The organism is Acinetobacter shaoyimingii, assembly GCF_011578045.1.
GTDB lineage: Bacteria > Pseudomonadota > Gammaproteobacteria > Pseudomonadales > Moraxellaceae > Acinetobacter > Acinetobacter shaoyimingii.
In genome coordinates, this window is sequence record NZ_CP049801.1 from 1,436,758 (window position 1) to 1,454,351 (window position 17,594).

Below are 17,594 nucleotides of genomic sequence, written 5' to 3' on the forward strand. Positions count from 1 at the left end.
TAAGAATTGATTTTAAAAATGGTGTCCAGCTTATAAGAAACAAATGAACAAAATCAATCTAATTTATAATGTTCATTATCCTAAATGATGAGAATATTAGGGTAGAGTAATGATATTTCGTGAATGTAAAACACGACCTATGGCTATTTAATCTATTAATTTGGCGTGTTTTTATATTGGATGATATAGCTTAAAAAACTCATAAAGTACAAGGTTTAGATTAAATCTATAAAAAACAAAAAAAGCCTCTACATGAGAGGCTTTTTTAAAACAGATTATTGTTGTGCTTTTTCTTTCACATTCGCTGCACCTGTTTCAACTGCTTGTGCAGCTGCGGCAGTAGCATCTTTAGCTGCTTCTTTAGCATCGTGCGCAGCATTTTCAGCGTGTGCTGCAGCATTATCTGCTGCTTGTGAAGTTGCGTCTGCTGCATTATCAACAGCTGTTGCTGTATCACTCGCAGCATTTTCTGTTGCAGTCGCAATATCATGACCAGCTTGATCAGCGGCATTTTCTAAATGTTCACCAGTTGTCGCACCTGTTTCTGGCGCTGGCTCTTTCTTACATCCAACAAGTGCAACAGTCGCAGCAAGACCTAAAGCAACAAGTAATTTATTCATTTTTGACATCCTTTTTATAGACCTATTATTTATTATTCAATGAAATTTTGAGAGATAAAATTTGATCATCTCAACATAAAATATATCATGAATGAATGTAATATATACAATTGCCAATGCTGGAAATATTATAAATTGTAAATTTTATATATATTTAGACTTAAAAAAGCCTCATGTATATACATGAGGCTTTTAAAAAGCATGAATCAATTCTTAATCTTACTGACCAGAACGAATCATATAATCAAATGCTGAAAGTGATGCTTTTGCACCTTCACCTGTGGCAATGATGATTTGTTTGTATGGCACAGTTGTACAGTCACCTGCAGCAAATACACCTTTCACATTGGTTTCGTTACGATCATTGATGATGATCTCACCACGGTTTGAAAGTTCCACAGCTGTTTCTTTTAAGAAGTCAGTGTTTGGTAACAAACCAATTTGTACAAAGATCCCTGCAAGCTCGATCGTTTTGATTTCATCAGTCGCACGATCTTTGTATTTAAGTGCAGTTACTTGTGAACCATCACCCACCACTTCAGTTGAAAGTGCATTTAAAATCACAGTGGTGTTTGGCAAGCTGTTCAATTTGTCTTGAAGCACTTGGTCGGCACGGAGTTTAGTATCAAACTCAACCAATGTTACATGCTCAACAATACCAGCAAGGTCAATTGCCGCTTCAACACCTGAGTTACCTCCACCAATCACTGCAACACGTTTTCCTTTGAACAAAGGACCATCACAGTGTGGGCAGTAAGCAACACCACGGGTTTTATACTCTTTCTCACCTGGAACATTCATTTCTCTCCAACGTGCACCTGTAGAAAGAATAATGGTTTTAGATTCAAGTTTGGCACCATTCTCTAAAGTCACTTCAACTAGACCGTTGGTAGTTTCAGCTGCACCTTTGATGCCTGACACTTTTTGCAAGTTCATGATGTCGACACCATACTCACGTACATGTGCTTCCATCTCAGCTGCAAACTTCGGACCTTGTGTTTTTTGCACGGATGTGAAGTTTTCAATGTCCATGGTATCCATCACTTGACCGCCCATGCGCTCAGCTACGATACCAGTTTTAATGCCTTTACGTGCTGCATAGATGGCTGCTGTGTTTCCTGCAGGACCACCGCCAATTACAAGTACATCAAACGCATCTTTGGCATTGAGTTTTCAGCATCTTTCGCTGTTGCACCGGTATCCAATTTCGCGATGATTTCTTCCAATGTCATACGACCTTGACCGATGTGCTCACTGTTTTGGAATAACATAGGAACCGCCATAATTTTGCGTTCTTCAACTTCATCTTGGAAGAATGCACCATCAATCATGGTTGCTGTTGTGCCAGGGTTATAGATGGCAATCAAATTTAATGCTTGAACTACGTCTGGGCAGTTATGGCAGCTGAGCGATACGAACACATCAAAATCAGCTGTTAAGTTTAAGCCTTTGATTTGTGCTAAAACTTCGTCAGAGACTTTTGGTGCATAGCCCGATACTTGTAACAAAGCCAAGATCAAAGATGTGAATTCGTGACCCATCGGTAAACCAGCAAAGTTCACACGAGGTTGTTCACCCACTTTTGCAATGCCAAAACTTGGCGCACGAGCGTTTGTACCATCAAAACGTGCAGTCACTTGATCTGAAAGTGCAGCAACTTCAGTGACCAATTCTTTAATTTTGTCTGATTTGTCAGAGCCATTTAAAGTGGCCACCAATTCGATTGGGCTTTCAAGGCGTTCAAGGAGTGTTTTTAATTGAGCAGAAGTGTTTTGATCTAACATTGCTAACGTCTCCAAAGGAGTAAATTTATCTGATGGAGCTATGATAAGGGAAAGATAAAAATAGATAAAACAGTTTGTTTTAATACTTGTAATTGGAAAAATAGATTAATTACTCATAATTTACAATGGCTAATTTGAATACGATTAGTTAAATGAATAATAGATTTAATTATCTGCGTATGATGATTAAATTTATGAATTCTTTAATATGTTGGTATTTGTATTTAATAATATATTTTTATATCTATAAAATAAGAATATATGTTTTTATTTTATTTTACATATAATCAATTTAACTGATATTTAAATAATATTATTATATAATGTTAATTTTATTATAATTGTTAATTTTGACTTAATGGATAAATTATAAAAATTTCTTAATGTAAGTAAATAATGAAAAAATGATATTTTTTATGACAATAATGATTGAATAGTAATAACAAATCATGCTAGTTTGTGTGTGTTAGTATTAATATCAATTATAGATTTAATAAAAATAAATTTATAAAACTGCATTTAAATACAGAAAGGCTTTAGGTTATTAATATATAACTTAAAAAGAATCCTAAAAACTTTATAAATAAAAAGTTGTTTTAGGGTAATAAAAAACATCTAAACATAAGAAGTGGGGTAATACATGGCTAATCTTTCATTAGATAAATTAGTTGATATCGATGGTTTCATTTGTGCAGCGCTTGTTGACAGTGAAAGTGGACTTTCTTTGGCAACAGCTGGGGGCGGAGGTATTGACTTAGAGTTAGCAGCAGCAGGTAACACTGAAGTGGTTCGCGCAAAACGTAAAGTTGCTAAAGCATTAAAATTAGACGATCAAATTGAAGACATCTTAATTACTTTGGGTAAACAATACCATTTAATTCGTCCATTAGAATCAAATGAAAATCTTTTCCTTTATCTAGTTTTAGATCGTGCTAAGTCAAACTTAGCAATGGCTCGCCATGAGTTAAAAGGATTTGAAAAAGAGTTAGATTTCACCTGATTCATTTTGAAACAAAAAACTCGCCGAATGGCGAGTTTTTTTATGTTGCAATGTTTTTTAATCCTGGAGTCCGTTATTATGTTTATGAATAAAGCAGAGAACGATGAATGATGAAACGTGGAATTTACAAACATTATAAGGGTAATTTATATCAAGTGTTTCATGTGGCGACGCACAGTGAAACACGTGAAGAATTGGTCGTGTATCAATGTCTTTATGGTGATTACTCCATGTGGGTAAGACCTTTAGAGATGTTTAAAGAAAAAGTGACATTAAGTAGTGGGGTTGAATTACCAAGATTTGAGTTGCTACAAGAAACCGAATAAATTGTCTTAATACTGTCTGCTTCAATTAAAAAGTATCACGTGTTATCTAAGGCTCATAACAACATTGTTTAAAATAACAATATGAGCCTTGGCTGTGACGTTGAGCAAAATTAGATGTTTTATAACGCCATTTATTGCATTTGAAACAACACAAAAAGATCAGCTAGCGCGTTATAGAAATATTGAGCCTGAATCTGAACAGTACCTAGCAATGTTTATACGTGAAGAACAATAAAATCAATTTAAGAAATTGGAACATCAATAGGGTGTTCAACTTTATGGCTGGCAGATGCAGCAAAAGTCAATCAAGCAAATATGACGACATTGGAAGTTGATGCAAAAAGAATAAAAAATTGAATAATATCGGATGTTGAACTTGAATGTTATCTGAGGTGCTGGTCTTATTTAATCCAGCTCATGAATCGGAGAATGAGTATTCATGGTGACATATAAAGATCATCATACGTCACCGTAAGAAAATAATGGCTAAGAATAAATTCTTCACTATATCAATCTGAATGAAGAAATTTTTGCTTAAACAAGAGCTAATTACTGGATTGAAATTTTTGTAAAGTGTAAATCATATTCTAAGTATTTATGTACAAAGGCTGTTTTGTCTTGAGATCTCAACAGATTGTCATAAATGAAATTCGGAACAGGATGGTACAGTTCTCCAGAACCATTGTTATAAAAAATTTTTAGATATCGTGATAAAGAATCATATTTCCAAGAAGTGACGGCAAGCGATGTTCCCATAAACGACCTCCTTATGATCAAGCAAAGTAGTAAGCTACTTAATTGAACTTATGACATAACTTTCTCTAGATGTATAGTAAATTTGTGAATATTTAAGCATTTTTATCGGTAATGATATCTTCAAAATAGATGAGATTTTAAAAGGAAAAAATGAGTGACCAAAATCACGGTCACTCAAGTTTTATATTATGATATGAATATGATTATTGGACAACCGCCAATGAAATCCAACCAATATTACCCATTTCATCCTTCACTTTAAGCATATTGCCAGAATATTCACCTGTAGGATAAATAATCATTTCTGGTTTTAATTGGGTAATGGTATTTGAACCTGTATCTGCTTCACTGAGTAAACGTGCAATTTTGTTTAGAGTAATGTGTCTTTGATTGGCATATAAACCAATATTGCTATTTTGACTTGATGAAGCAACTGATTGAGTAAAATTCGTCAAATTTGATTCATTAGACGATACGAGATTATCTTGTGTGTTGTATGCAGTCGGTTGTGCCACTGGAGGTACATAGCTTGCAGCAACGATAGGTCTTTCATACTCAACTGCTGTAGGCGCAGGTGCTCGTTTTGCAATAATTTTACCCTTATTGATTGCAGTAATTAATTGCTCAAAAGCTTCTTGATAAGCAGATTTAACCACTAAACCAATTTCAGTATTATTCCATGTTCCAAAGCCAGCTTCACCTTGAACACCATTTTTTTTACCACTCAATGATGCATTCCATGCTTTATCACTAATTTCTGCACTTGCATTCACCGATATAACTTGTTCAGTGGTACGTACATCTACAAGGCTAAGAACGACTTCAGCGGTTTTTTTATTGGTGCTACGAGAAACACCGCCCCCAATACCAATAATGCTAGACCCTTTAATACCAGCTTTACTGCCACCTGCATTTGAGTTTTGAGATAATAGCTCTGGGACTAAAACATAATCCGCCGCACGAAGTTGACCGCCACCAATATTCTGACCATTTTGTAATTGACCAGATGATGAAAGACTACGTTCTAATTGAGAAGCATTAAAACCTGCGCCACGATCTACTAAGGTAAAGCATTTTGAGTCATTGACTGAAACTTTTAAAATACTTGTGGGAGCGGATAAACCAAATGCCATAAATGAAGATAGATCGTCAGGTTCGGCAATACTGATAGAACCCAATTGTTTGCGACATGTTGAAAGTTGTTTTTCATACATTTTCTGCATTTTGCTTAGATCTGTACCAAGACCAGGTGCACCAATAGCAGCACCTGCAAGATTCATTAACAATGATCCTTTTGCAGAAGCATGATTTGAAAATAGTAAGCCACTTGCTAAAGAAAGTGTTAACAGCCCAATTTTGATCTTTGCTTTAAACATAAATAATCCCCATTAGAATTTAAAGTTTTTGGTACTAAGTGATAAATTCCATTTAGTTTGGTGCTATTGAGTAATATGGCTTATCAATACATTAAAATAATTAAGAATTAATTTATAAGTGCTTAATTATGTATCTGATAAATAAAAATATATTACAATTATAATAACAATATTAAATTGAAATATAAATTGATTAATGGTTTTGGAATTGATAAATATTTTTTAAGAACTTTAAGTCAACGAAGTGAATTGGATTTTCTGTATTTGTATAAGCCATCGATTCCTGATTGATCGAATCAGATAGCGCTTGCGAATGATCTGTATGAGTTTTGATTTTTATGTTTTGTAAGCTCGTTGAATGTTGAATGTGCTCACGTAATAAACAGATCTATTGCAATATCGATAAAGCTAATAATATTTAGGCTTAAAAAAACCACGCAATAAGCGTGGTTTTTTAGTTTAATCTAAAAAATTAGATTTTACCCACTAGGTCGATAGAAGGAGCTAAAGTAGCGTCGCCTTCTTTCCATTTAGCTGGGCAAACTTCACCTGGGTGAGAATGTACGTATTGAGCTGCTTTAACTTTACGAAGAAGTTCAGAAGCATCACGGCCAACACCACCAGCGTTGATTTCAACGATTTGGATTTTGCCTTCAGGATCGATAACGAAAGTACCACGGTCAGCAAGGCCATCAGCTTCGATTAATACGTCAAAGTTTTTAGCAAGAGTCCAGTTCGCATCACCAACCATTACGTATTGGATTTTTTTGATTTCTTCAGAAGAATCGTGCCAAGCTTTGTGCGTGAAGTGAGTGTCAGTAGAAACTGAGTAGATTTCAACACCAAGTTTTTTGAATTCTTCGTAGTTGTCAGCAAGGTCACCTAGTTCAGTTGGACAAACAAAAGTGAAGTCAGCTGGGTAGAAAAATACAACTGACCATTTACCTTTAAGATCAGCTTCAGTTACTTCGATGAATTGACCATTTTGGAATGCAGTTGCTTTAAACGGTTTAACTTCAGTGTTAATTAAGCTCATCATTGTCTCCATGATTGAGGTTTGAATTTAATGTTCAATAGAATATCGAAAGTTATCTTATTGCTGAAATAGTATTTTTACATAACAAACATCGGAAAAACCGAATTAACAGCGATGTTCTCTATTTCGCATCATCTAATATGATGATTGTGTCATTGAATAACCAGAATTTGATCATTGAATGACAAAATCTAAGCATTTCAAGCTGAGTATTAACATGATGTTGATGATGGTAAATTTCAAGTTGAATTTAAATTATTTTTTATATGAATAGTTTATGAGCTTATTGAACATACTGATAAGTGCTAAATAAACAAAAAGAAAATACTTTATGAGCAATAATTTTTCTATGGCTTAAGCCAGAAGAATGAGAATGTAAATATTAAGAATGGCAAATTTTAAATTTAACACTTAGGGCATATCGATTCAGTAAACTAGAAGAGTTAAATTGGTACAGCATCACTGTTTTTTGGAAATGATAGCCGAGATTATCTTTATAACTGTAGCGGTAGCGCTTACAATAAGCGATTCAGTAAGTTTTAGGATTGTGCATCTGTGTCAATAGATTTAAATGTAGACCACCTTGTTATGGCCCGTGATCGTCATCGTTTAAATCGACTACGCAAAGGTAAAGATGCCAACGAAAAGCAATATCAAGAATTATTTGAAAAATCCAATCAAAAAGTTCGAGCACGTATCGAATCTATTCCCAATATTAAACTGAACCAAGATTTACCTGTTACCCAATATGCAGACAAACTGATTGAAGCGATTCAAAACAATCAAATCGTGATTATTGCAGGTGAAACTGGCTCTGGTAAAACCACACAATTGCCACAAATTGCGATGCTGGCGGGTCGTGGTTTAACGGGCTTAATTGGTCATACGCAACCTCGTCGTTTGGCTGCTAGAACAGTTTCGCAACGTATTGCAGAGGAAGTGGGCGAGCAACTCGGTCAATCCATCAGTTTTAAAATTCGTTTTAATGAACAAGGGTCAGAAAATTCGATTGTTCGTTTAATGACCGATGGTATTTTGTTGGCAGAGCTGTCCAATGACCGTTTTCTCACCAAATATGACACCATTATTATTGATGAGGCACATGAACGTTCGCTGAACATCGACTTCATTATGGGCTATTTAAAACAATTATTACCTAAACGCCCAGATTTAAAAGTCATTATTACCTCTGCTACATTAGATGTAGATCGGTTTTCAAATTACTTCAATCATGCACCCATTTTCCAAGTTGAAGGCCGAAGTTATCCTGTAGAGTTGCGTTATCGCCCCATTTCTGAATTATCAGTACAAGGCAGTGATGACGATGAATTTGACGACTTTGAGGAAAACTTACCTCGTGCTGTGGTACAAGCGGTTGAAGAATGCTTCCAAGATGCTGTTGAAAAAGGGCATCCTGAACATGCGGATATTCTGATTTTTGCCAGCACGGAACAAGAAATTCGTGAGTTGCAAGAAACCTTACAAAAACATGGTCCACGTCATACTCAAGTCTTGACCTTATATGCGCGTTTAGCCATTTCAGAACAACAAAAAATCTTTAATCCATCGGGTGGTGGGCGACGTATTATTATTGCGACTAACGTTGCAGAAACGGCTTTAACTGTACCGAATATTCGTTATGTCATCGATAGCGGATTCGCCCGTATTTCACGTTATAGCTACCGCTCGCGAGTACAGCGCTTACCGATTGAAGCGATTTCACAAGCCGCGGCCAATCAGCGTAAAGGGCGTTGTGGACGTATTGCACCGGGTGTATGCATTCGACTGTATTCTGAAGAAGATTTTTTAAGTCGTCCAGAATTTACCGAACCTGAAATTAAGCGGACCAATTTGGCATCTGTGATTTTGCAAATGCAAAGTTTAGGTTTGGGTTCACTTGAAGATTTCGATTTTATCGAACCACCAGATCATCGTTTAGTCAATGATGGACGTAAGCTTCTAATTGAATTGGGGGCAATGGTTGAGCAAAATAAAGCCTCTCTTTCTCAAAGAGTGAGCAGCACTGCTGCGCAAGGGGGAGATTCTATTGAAAGTAATCCCTCTAAATCTCCCTTTGAGAAAGGGAGACTTGCTCAAGTTAAGGGAGGTAGCTTAACCAAAATTGGTCAGCAAATGGCACGTATGCCGATTGACCCACGTCTTGCTCGAATGATTATTGGTGGCGCGCATTTTGGCGTTTTAAATGAGGTCTTGATTATTGTTGCTGCATTGGCAGTTCAAGATCCACGTGAACGCCCAGCCGATAAGCAAATGCAAGCTGACCAAAAACACGCATTGTTCCGTGAAGCAGATTCTGATTTTTTGTTTTACATCAAGCTTTGGGAAGCCTTGGTTGCAAATCGTGATATGAGCGAAAATAAACGTCGCACATTTGCACGTCAGCATTACTTAAGTTGGTTGCGTCTGCGTGAATGGAAGAAAACGCATGAGCAATTGGTTGATTTAGCCAAAGGACTAAAACTGTCTTTTAATGAAAAGAAAGCCAGTTATGAAAATTTACATCGTGCTTTATTGACAGGATTGCTGTCTTTTATCGCCAATAAAACCGATGAGCGCAATGTCTTTATGGCGGTTCGTCAACAAAAAGCACGGGTATTCCCAGCATCGACCTTACACAAGACCAATACGCCTTGGGTCATGGCTTTTGAGATGGTGGAAACGTCACAAGTGTATTTACGCACTTTGGCAAAAATTGAACCCGAATGGATTTTATTGGCTGCGGGTGACCTGTTAAAGCATCATTATTTTGAGCCACATTGGTCGAAAAAAGCAGGTGTGGTCAATGCCTATGATCAAATTTCATTATTTGGACTTATCATTGAACCAAAACGGTTGATGAATTATGAAAAGGTAGATCAAGCAGCAGCGCATGAAATTTTCTTGCGTGATGCGTTAACCACGGGTAATTTGGGCATAACACCACCATTTTTAAAGCACAATTTGCTCAAACTTGAAGAAGTGGAACGTGTTGAAGATAAATTGCGTCGTCGCGATTTGGTGGTCGATGAAGAAACCATTTATCAATTTTATGCCGCTAAAGTACCGCCTGAAGTTGCAAGCCGACGTATTTTTGAAGATTGGCGTGCGACGGTTGAACCCAATGAGCCTCGCTATCTATTCATTGAGGAGGATTCCTTATGGATGGATGATCGCCCAACCACCGAGCAATTCCCAGATTATTTACGTAATGGTGAATTGCGTTTAGCTGCCAGTTATCGTTTTGACCCAAGTCATGATGAAGATGGCGCAACGGTTAAAATCCCTGTACAAGCTTTGCCACAAGTCGATGAAAATATTTGGTCGTGGGGAATTCCTGGGTGGCGCCAAGATTTAATCGAAGCGTTGCTAAAAGCGTTACCAAAGGATAAACGTCGAAATCTGGTTCCCATTCCAGATACAGCACGAAAATTAATTGCAAAAATCGATGCGATGCATTTACGTGAACATATTTTTAATTTCTTAGCATTCCAATTGCGTGGTGAACAAATTTCAGTCAAAGATTTTTCATATGAGCGTGTTGAGGAATATTTACGTCCTTTGATCAAAGTAATTGATGAAAAAGGGCGGGTGATTGAAAAAGGGCGTGATCTAGCTGAGCTCAAAGCACGTTGTCGTACTGAAACGCATAGCCCCGTGAAACAGCTGAAAGGCGAGTTTAAAACTTTCCCCGATACTTTTGTCTTTGAAGCATCACAAAAAGTTACGGGTGTGGTGGTCAAACAATATCAAGCTTTAGTGCCGACAAAAGCATTTAGGCAGCTAGATGCAAAAGACGAATCAGGTATTGTGATTCAAACCTTTAACGATCAGGCAGAAGCGATTCGACAGCATCGAAACGGGATTATTCGTCTGATTCATATGCAATTGGGTGATTTGATTCGTCAGTTAAAAAAACAAATTGCCAAACCATTGGCTTTGGCTTATTCACCTTTGGGTGATAAATCACAACTGGAGCAAATGCTGGTCTATGCCACATTACAAATGGCGATTCAAGATTTGCCAATCAATGCTACCGAATACCAACAGCTACTTGAAAAAGTCAAAAAAGAGTTTTTAAGCTTTGGTCAAGATGCGCTCAGAATGATGAGTGAAATTTATATCCAGTGGCAAGAAATTCGTCAAAAGCTTTTGGTTTTGGATCAAAATGTTTTTGCTAAAAATATGGATGATATCGAAGATCAGCTTGACCTCATGAATTTATCCGATTTTGTCTACACCAAATCACATGACGTTTGGTGTGAATTTCCACGTTATCTGAAAGCCTTAATTTTACGTCTGGATCGCTTACCGCATAATTTACAACGAGATAATGGTGCAATTGCAGAAGTTGATCCGTGGATGGATAAAATATTCAAGCATAAAGACGATCCTCGCACCAAAGAATTGTATTTTATGATTGAAGAATTGCGTATTTCTTTGTTCTCGCAACCCATGAAAACCAAGATGCCAATTTCTCCAACTCGACTACAAAAAGTATGGGATCGTCTCGGAATCAGTTAAGATAGTACCAATTTAGTTTTTCAGATTTTTGAAAAGGAGTTTTACATGGGCATCCGCATTACGGGTACTGGCTTATTCCATCCTGAAGAAGTCATTACCAACGAAGAGTTAGTTCAAGCTTTAAATGCTTATGTGGAACAATACAATCAAGACAACGCAGCGCAAATCGAAGCGGGTGAGTTAGAAGCTCGTCGTGGTTCAAGCGCTGAGTTTATTGAAAAAGCTTCTGGTGTAAAACGTCGTTATGTAGTTGAAAAATCAGGTATCTTAGATCCAAAGCGTTTACGTCCAATTTTACGTGAACGTTCAAATGATGAGCTTTCATTACAAGCAGAATGGGGTGTCATTGCTGCTAAACAAGCAATGGAAAATGCAGGTGTGACGGCTGAAGACATTGATGTTGTGATTTTAGCATGTTCAAATATGCAGCGTGCTTATCCAGCTGTTGCGATTGAAATTCAGACAGCACTAGGTATCCAAGGTTATGCCTATGACATGAATGTAGCATGTTCAGCGGCAACCTTTGGTTTAAAGCAAGCGTATGATGCCATCAAAGCAGGTGCGCGCCGTGTGTTACTCGTGAATGTTGAAATTACCTCTGCACATACAGATTTCCGCTCACGTGACTGTCATTTTATTTTTGGTGATGTTGCTACGGCTTCAATCATTGAAGATACAACGACTAAAACAGGTTTTGAAATTTTAGATACTCAGTTATTTACTCAATTTTCAAATAACATCCGTAATAACTTTGGTTTCATGAACCCAAGTGAAACAACGGATACTGATGACAAACGCTTCCGCCAAGATGGACGTAAAGTCTTTAAAGAAGTATGCCCACTCGTTGCGAAGATGATCACCAAGCAACTTGAAAAGAACAATGTTGCACCGAACAATGTGAAACGCTTCTGGTTGCATCAAGCCAATGCCAGCATGAATGAACTGATTTTAAAATTGGTGGTGGGTAAACAAGCTGCTGAAGCAGATCCGAACTTAGTCCCAATTATTCTTGATGAGTTTGCCAATACCTCATCAGCGGGTGTGATCATTGCGCTACACCGCTCAGCTAATCAAGTAGATGATGGTGAATATGGCGTGTTATGTTCATTTGGTGCAGGCTACTCAGTGGGTAGTATCCTCGTTCAAAAGCATGTCGCTTAAAAAACTTCGAAGGTATAAAACCCTGTCTGTAATCCATTGACAAAATCTCTACGTTTGCATTGAGGTGGAATGCACTACAATGTAAGTATTGAGATTTTATTGAAAGATTACATTATGGGTAGTGAAGAAAATTTTAAAGCGTTGCATATTCAGCATAATTCGAAACTCATCCGATTAGGCAGTTTATTGCAACGCTTTTATTTTCGTCCAACATTTTTCGGTGTTGAGCATATCAACCCAAATCAACCCGCGATGTACGTGGGTAATCATACGATTTATGGTGTATTAGATTCACCTATTATCATTGATTATCTTTATACAGAGCATAAAATTGCGATTGTAAGCTTAGCAGATCATCTCCATTTTAAAGTACCGCTTTGGCGTAAAGTGGTTACGGGGATGGGGGGCGTGGATGGAATTCAAGAATATGCCCGTCAAGCCATGCAACAAGGCTACTCGTTATTAATCTTTCCAGGTGGTGGGCGAGAGGTTGCTAAAAGACGTGGAGAAGAATATCAACTGATTTGGAAAGAGCGTTACGGTTTTTTAAAACTTGCACAAGAATTCAATTATGATATTGTACCTTTTGCTGCATTGGGTGGTGATGATGTTTACGAATTGGGCTTTGATGCCAATACGCTGCTTGAACAAAAGTGGTTTAAAAAATTACTCACTGTTCCATCTATAGGAAAATTGTTACGCAATGGTGAAGTTATTCCATCAGTTCCTAAAAATATTATTCCTAAAAGAGTCCATTTTTACTTTAAATTTCTTCCAAATCAGAAAGTAGATAAAGAATTGACTGCTATGGAATTAAAAAAATATAGAGATGATTTGCAAGAAAAAATATATCAAACATTGCAAGAGCTGGTTGAGATTAGAACATTAAATACAAAATTATGATGTGAAATAAAACAATATAAATAACGTGAAATATAAATTATTAAACAATAAAATCATCAATATATTTTTTCCAAAAATCATAATTCTTTACTTATATAGGCTTTAAAATATACAAAAAAAGGGTATTATGAATTTGTAGAAGAAACTGAAGTTAGTAGCCCAATGAATATACTCCTCATTGGGCTTTTTTTATTCAAATAATATTGATCTGTATTGATCTGCTTAAGTATTTATCTGATTGTTTTCAGGATATTCCATTTCTTGCCCTTTCTTATAACTGGCAAAGCGAGGTTGCTCACGTTTAAATACTGGAGCAGGGCTTGGCCAAGGCCACGGACCAAAATGTGTTTGGCGATAACGTGCAAATGCATGGTTTAATTCATCATCGCTATTGAGTACAAATGGTCCCCGCATGGCAACAGGCGCTCCAATCGGTTCACCTTCCAGCCATAAAATTCGGGACTCAAACTCACCATTTTTTAAATGAATAACTTCATCAGGTTTAAGCTCAACCAAATGTTTAAATGGAATATTTTGACCAGCAATTTGCATATCAGGGCCTTCATAATAATAAGCAAATCGCGTTGAGGTTGCAGTTGTGGCTGGTATATCTAATTCCGCATTAGGTTGCATGACAATCATATAAATATTGACTTTATTTTCGGCTGATGCTGCCCAAGAATGCGGTGGTCGGCTAATCGCTAACGTATCTTCAAACACACCTGAGATCACACGAATATCTGACTGTTTCTCATTGGCATCGGTTTTATTAACATGGGGGATGTTTTCACGCCACATCATTTTATAGTCAGCATCATGCGTTTTTTCTTCTGGTGATGAATTAAACCAGATTTGAAACAGTTCAAAGGTATTTTCTTTATCTTGGTGCAGAAGCGGGAACATTTCACAATGTTCTACACCATTACCGGTACTGAGCCATTGCACATCACCTTCAGCATAACGACCACTGTTACCTAAGGAATCGAAATGATCGACATATCCACGTTCCACTAAGGTAATGGTTTCAAATCCTGTGTGTGGATGTTCAGGAAAGCCAGGAACGACATCGCCGTAGTACATTCGATAAGGTTTATCTGCAGTTGGTGGGCTTACTGGACCAAGCTGTTCGTTACCCGCTGGAAAATAATCGATATGATGGGCAGTAAAAATAAATGGATCTTTTAAGTCCAAACGGAACTCAATCGGTTGTATATCGTAAATCAATGGATTGGACATATTGTGCTCCATAGGCATAAATCATCGCTAATGTAAAAATGGCAGCAATGCCTGTGCTTTATTGTTTATATCATTATTCAATCATATTCTTGTGTGTTAGAGCGTTTCTAAATGTAGGATAAACTGTTGCAAATAAAATCATATCTTTCGATTGCAATATATGCTTGAGTACATTTTGTATAATTCTTTGCACTGAAAATGAGCTGTTCGGCTATCAAACAAATGCATAAAAAGAAATAGCATAATCAGAGCATAGACGACTAGATCGTTCATAAACTGTTTTTGCATCACAGCTTAAATTTTGTACATTGAATGCAGTGTTAAAAAATAAATAGAGGGAAATAAAATGTCACTGAAAGGAAAAACGTTATTTATTACTGGTGCAAGTCGTGGAATCGGTCGTGAAATTGCATTGAAAGCTGCCAAAGATGGCGCAAACATTGTTATTGCAGCAAAAACAACGACAGAGCATCCAAAACTTGGCGGTACGATTCATTCTGTTGCTAAAGAAATTGAAGAAGCAGGTGGACACGCTTTAGCGATCCAATTGGATGTACGTGATCAAGCTGCTGTTGCGGCAGCAATGAAACAGGCAGCAGAAGATTTTGGTGGCATTGATATTTTAATTAATAATGCAGGTGCAATTAATTTATCAGGTGTTGAAACACTAGATCCAAATCGATTCGATTTAATGTATCAGGTGAATACTCGTGCGGTGATGGTCTGTAGCCAAGCTGCATTGCCTTATTTAAAACAAAGCGCCAATCCACATATCTTAAGTTTATCTCCACCTTTAAATTTAAAAGAGTCATGGTTTGCTGTGCATTCGCCGTACACGATTACTAAATATGGTATGAGTATGCTGACGATTGGGATGAACCAAGAATTTGCCAATTATGGTATTAGTGTAAATGCATTGTGGCCGAGAACCATTATTGCGACAGCTGCGATTGAGTTTTCTTTAGGTGGTCGTGAGTTATTTAGCCGAGCTCGAACACCGGCGATTATGGCAGATGCAGCTTATGCGATCATCAACAGTGAAAAGCGAAGCATTACTGGTCGACTTATGATTGATGAAGAAATTTTACGTGAGCAAGGCGTAACAGATTTCGAGCAGTATCGTGTTGAACAATCTGATGATGAATTAATGGTGGATTTGTTTGTAGATCCTTAATCCAGCATAAATGATCTAATTGAAGCCCAAAATTTGGGCTTTTTTTAATTGATTATTCTTTGAAATTAAAGATAATTTATAAAAGTTTATGAAAAATAAATACTTATGTTAACTTTAGTGATTGTGCTCATTCTCCTGGTTGTGATGATTGCCTATACACAGAAAGGTCAATCACATCAAAAGACTTCTCAACTGCACCCATATAAAGGGGATAAAAATAAACGAATTTCAGATCTAACTCGACTTATGATCGTTGTAAAAAAGAGTTCCTCAATTTAGAGGTGAAAAAATATAACAATCAGATTGTGATACGTGAGCATGCAAGATTTAATGCTACGCCCAAAGATCTGGTCTATGTCACTTTAGATTCAACTAAGCCAAAAAGCCTTTCAAAAAGTGGGGCATTCATAGTGGCATGGTATCCAGCGCCGCCAACCAAGCAAGAAATGCGTTCAGACTTTGCAAGTGTACTGAATCAGTACTAAATTGGAAGCAAAGCTATTCATATTTGCCAGGTTTTTGAGCATCATTTTATTTAACTTGGGTGATTGTTTTCAAAAACAAAGGTTAATAGATGTCGATGAATAAATCGCAATTTATCTTTTACCGTATCAGTGAGTTTAAACGGATAGGCATCCGCGAGTCCCATGCTTCGATTCAAAGCATTGAGATTGAAGGTCAACGTCACCCAGTTTTGCAGTGTTGCTTCAAAGTCTTTGGCACCAATTGGACATTCTTCAAAATTTAATTGATTCAGTGTTGTACCATTCCCTTGAATTGAAATGCCAGCATAGTATGCGGTTTCAAGGGTTTCCATCATATGTAAATAATGCGCCCATGTCTCAGCCCAGTCTTCCCAAGGATGCGCCGTAGCATATGTACTGATGTAACTTTCTTGCCAATTGAGTGGAGGACCTTCGTTATAATGGCGTTGCAATGCTTCACTATAATCCAGTCTTTCATCGCCAAAATACAGTCGAAATTCTTCAATCAGTTCTGGGTGCAAATACTGCATGACATTGAAATAGAAATGCCCACTTTCATGTCGGAAATGCCCCAGTAAAGTTCTGTAGTTTTCACCCATATTTTCACGGGTTTTTTCACGATATACCACATCCGCTTCGCTTGCATTCAATGTAATGATGCCATTGGCATGACCCGTCAAAACAGGTTGATCATCATTCGGCATTAAAAAGTCAAAGCGTAATCCGTATGGATCTGTGTCTGACTTTTTAGGTCGCGGCATAATATGTAAGCGTTGCGTCAAATATAAAAAACGACGTTTGGCCATTTCTAGACGTGACCAATATGTGATGTTTTCAGCCTGACTCAAATCCAAGATGGTATGCGTCAATTGGCAAGATTCACAGTACACATTGTCATCGTCGGCAGGAATCAACCAATTACAATTTTGATATAAACTGTAATTACGACAAGGTTTGAATAGGGTTGATTTAAATGATGTGTTTTGAGCGACCCAAGTTGCATCTGATTCTATTTTAAATGTGCCCATGTATTTTTCAGATGCGACATAGCCAATATGACTATGACAATGATCACATTGATAGTCCATAAAATAAATTTGATGATGGCAAGAGGTACATTCAAAATATTTCATACCTATTCCTAAATGCGGAAATAAAAAATTTATAGGTGATTAAGTGTTGCTTTTATCAATTGTAAATAAAATTGCAGTTTATA

Annotated in this window: 13 protein-coding genes and 2 pseudogenes; 8 read left to right on the plus strand and 7 right to left on the minus strand. The window is 37.0% G+C overall.

Features of this window, described 5'->3' with window-relative positions:
- Nucleotides 1-275: 275 nt before the first annotated feature.
- Together G8E00_RS06435 and ahpF are read right to left on the minus strand one after the other, a co-directional pair.
- Nucleotides 276-620 carry a hypothetical protein gene (locus G8E00_RS06435; protein WP_166011337.1) on the minus strand — a complete coding sequence of 115 codons (345 nt, stop codon included), beginning with the start codon at nt 618-620 and terminating at the stop codon, nt 276-278.
- A 219-nt stretch (nt 621-839) separates the two neighbouring features.
- Nucleotides 840-2,404 (minus strand): annotated as a pseudogene (gene ahpF / locus G8E00_RS06440) (alkyl hydroperoxide reductase subunit F).
- A 640-nt stretch (nt 2,405-3,044) separates the two neighbouring features.
- On the opposite strand from ahpF, the gene G8E00_RS06445 reads away from it, so the two are divergent.
- The 3 genes and pseudogenes from G8E00_RS06445 to G8E00_RS16500 all read left to right on the plus strand — a co-directional run.
- The gene (locus G8E00_RS06445) at nt 3,045-3,404 is read left to right on the plus strand and encodes a roadblock/LC7 domain-containing protein (protein WP_166011873.1); all 360 of its coding nucleotides are present in this window, start codon (nt 3,045-3,047) and stop codon (nt 3,402-3,404) included.
- Between the two features lie 107 nt (nt 3,405-3,511).
- Nucleotides 3,512-3,730, plus strand: a complete 219-nt coding sequence (locus tag G8E00_RS06450; protein ID WP_166222822.1) for a DUF1653 domain-containing protein — start codon at nt 3,512-3,514, stop codon at nt 3,728-3,730.
- A gap of 109 nt (nt 3,731-3,839) precedes the next feature.
- Nucleotides 3,840-4,078, plus strand: a pseudogene (locus G8E00_RS16500) (methyltransferase); the annotation flags it as partial.
- Between the two features lie 201 nt (nt 4,079-4,279).
- On the opposite strand, the gene G8E00_RS06455 reads toward G8E00_RS16500, so the two are convergent.
- The 3 genes from G8E00_RS06455 to ahpC form a co-directional block, all read right to left on the minus strand.
- The gene (locus G8E00_RS06455) at nt 4,280-4,486 is read right to left on the minus strand and encodes a KTSC domain-containing protein (protein WP_166011875.1); all 207 of its coding nucleotides are present in this window, start codon (nt 4,484-4,486) and stop codon (nt 4,280-4,282) included.
- Between the two features lie 203 nt (nt 4,487-4,689).
- Nucleotides 4,690-5,862: a CsgG/HfaB family protein gene (locus G8E00_RS06460; protein WP_166222825.1), complete on the minus strand. Its 1,173-nt coding sequence runs from the start codon at nt 5,860-5,862 to the stop codon at nt 4,690-4,692.
- Nucleotides 5,863-6,334: 472 nt separating this feature from the next.
- Nucleotides 6,335-6,898: an alkyl hydroperoxide reductase subunit C gene (ahpC, locus tag G8E00_RS06465; RefSeq protein ID WP_166011877.1), complete on the minus strand. Its 564-nt coding sequence runs from the start codon at nt 6,896-6,898 to the stop codon at nt 6,335-6,337.
- A 555-nt stretch (nt 6,899-7,453) separates the two neighbouring features.
- Between ahpC and G8E00_RS06470 the strand changes: the two genes are divergently transcribed.
- The 3 genes from G8E00_RS06470 (at nt 7,454) to G8E00_RS06480 (ending at nt 13,483) form a co-directional block, all read left to right on the plus strand.
- Nucleotides 7,454-11,419, plus strand: coding sequence for a DUF3418 domain-containing protein (locus G8E00_RS06470; protein WP_166222828.1), 3,966 nt, complete (start codon nt 7,454-7,456; stop codon nt 11,417-11,419).
- 45 nt (nt 11,420-11,464) lie between these two features.
- On the plus strand, nt 11,465-12,580 hold the full coding sequence (locus G8E00_RS06475; protein WP_166222831.1) for a beta-ketoacyl-ACP synthase III: 1,116 nt from the start codon (nt 11,465-11,467) through the stop codon (nt 12,578-12,580).
- Between the two features lie 141 nt (nt 12,581-12,721).
- Nucleotides 12,722-13,483, plus strand: a complete 762-nt coding sequence (locus tag G8E00_RS06480; protein ID WP_166226457.1) for a lysophospholipid acyltransferase family protein — start codon at nt 12,722-12,724, stop codon at nt 13,481-13,483.
- 222 nt (nt 13,484-13,705) lie between these two features.
- On the opposite strand, the gene G8E00_RS06485 is transcribed toward G8E00_RS06480, so the two are convergent.
- Complete coding sequence (locus G8E00_RS06485) at nt 13,706-14,719, minus strand: pirin family protein (protein ID WP_166222834.1); 1,014 nt, start codon at nt 14,717-14,719, stop codon at nt 13,706-13,708.
- 346 nt (nt 14,720-15,065) lie between these two features.
- Here G8E00_RS06485 and G8E00_RS06490 point away from each other — a divergent pair, with 346 nt between their 5' ends.
- Both G8E00_RS06490 and G8E00_RS06495 read left to right on the plus strand, forming a co-directional pair.
- Nucleotides 15,066-15,893, plus strand: a complete 828-nt coding sequence (locus G8E00_RS06490; RefSeq protein ID WP_166222837.1) for an SDR family oxidoreductase — start codon at nt 15,066-15,068, stop codon at nt 15,891-15,893.
- 281 nt (nt 15,894-16,174) lie between these two features.
- Nucleotides 16,175-16,378: a hypothetical protein gene (locus G8E00_RS06495; protein ID WP_166222840.1), complete on the plus strand. Its 204-nt coding sequence runs from the start codon at nt 16,175-16,177 to the stop codon at nt 16,376-16,378.
- Between the two features lie 50 nt (nt 16,379-16,428).
- Here the strand turns inward: G8E00_RS06495 and G8E00_RS06500 are convergent, their stop codons facing one another.
- On the minus strand, nt 16,429-17,511 hold the full coding sequence (locus G8E00_RS06500) for a zinc-binding metallopeptidase family protein (RefSeq protein WP_166222843.1): 1,083 nt from the start codon (nt 17,509-17,511) through the stop codon (nt 16,429-16,431).
- Nucleotides 17,512-17,594 lie beyond the last annotated feature (83 nt).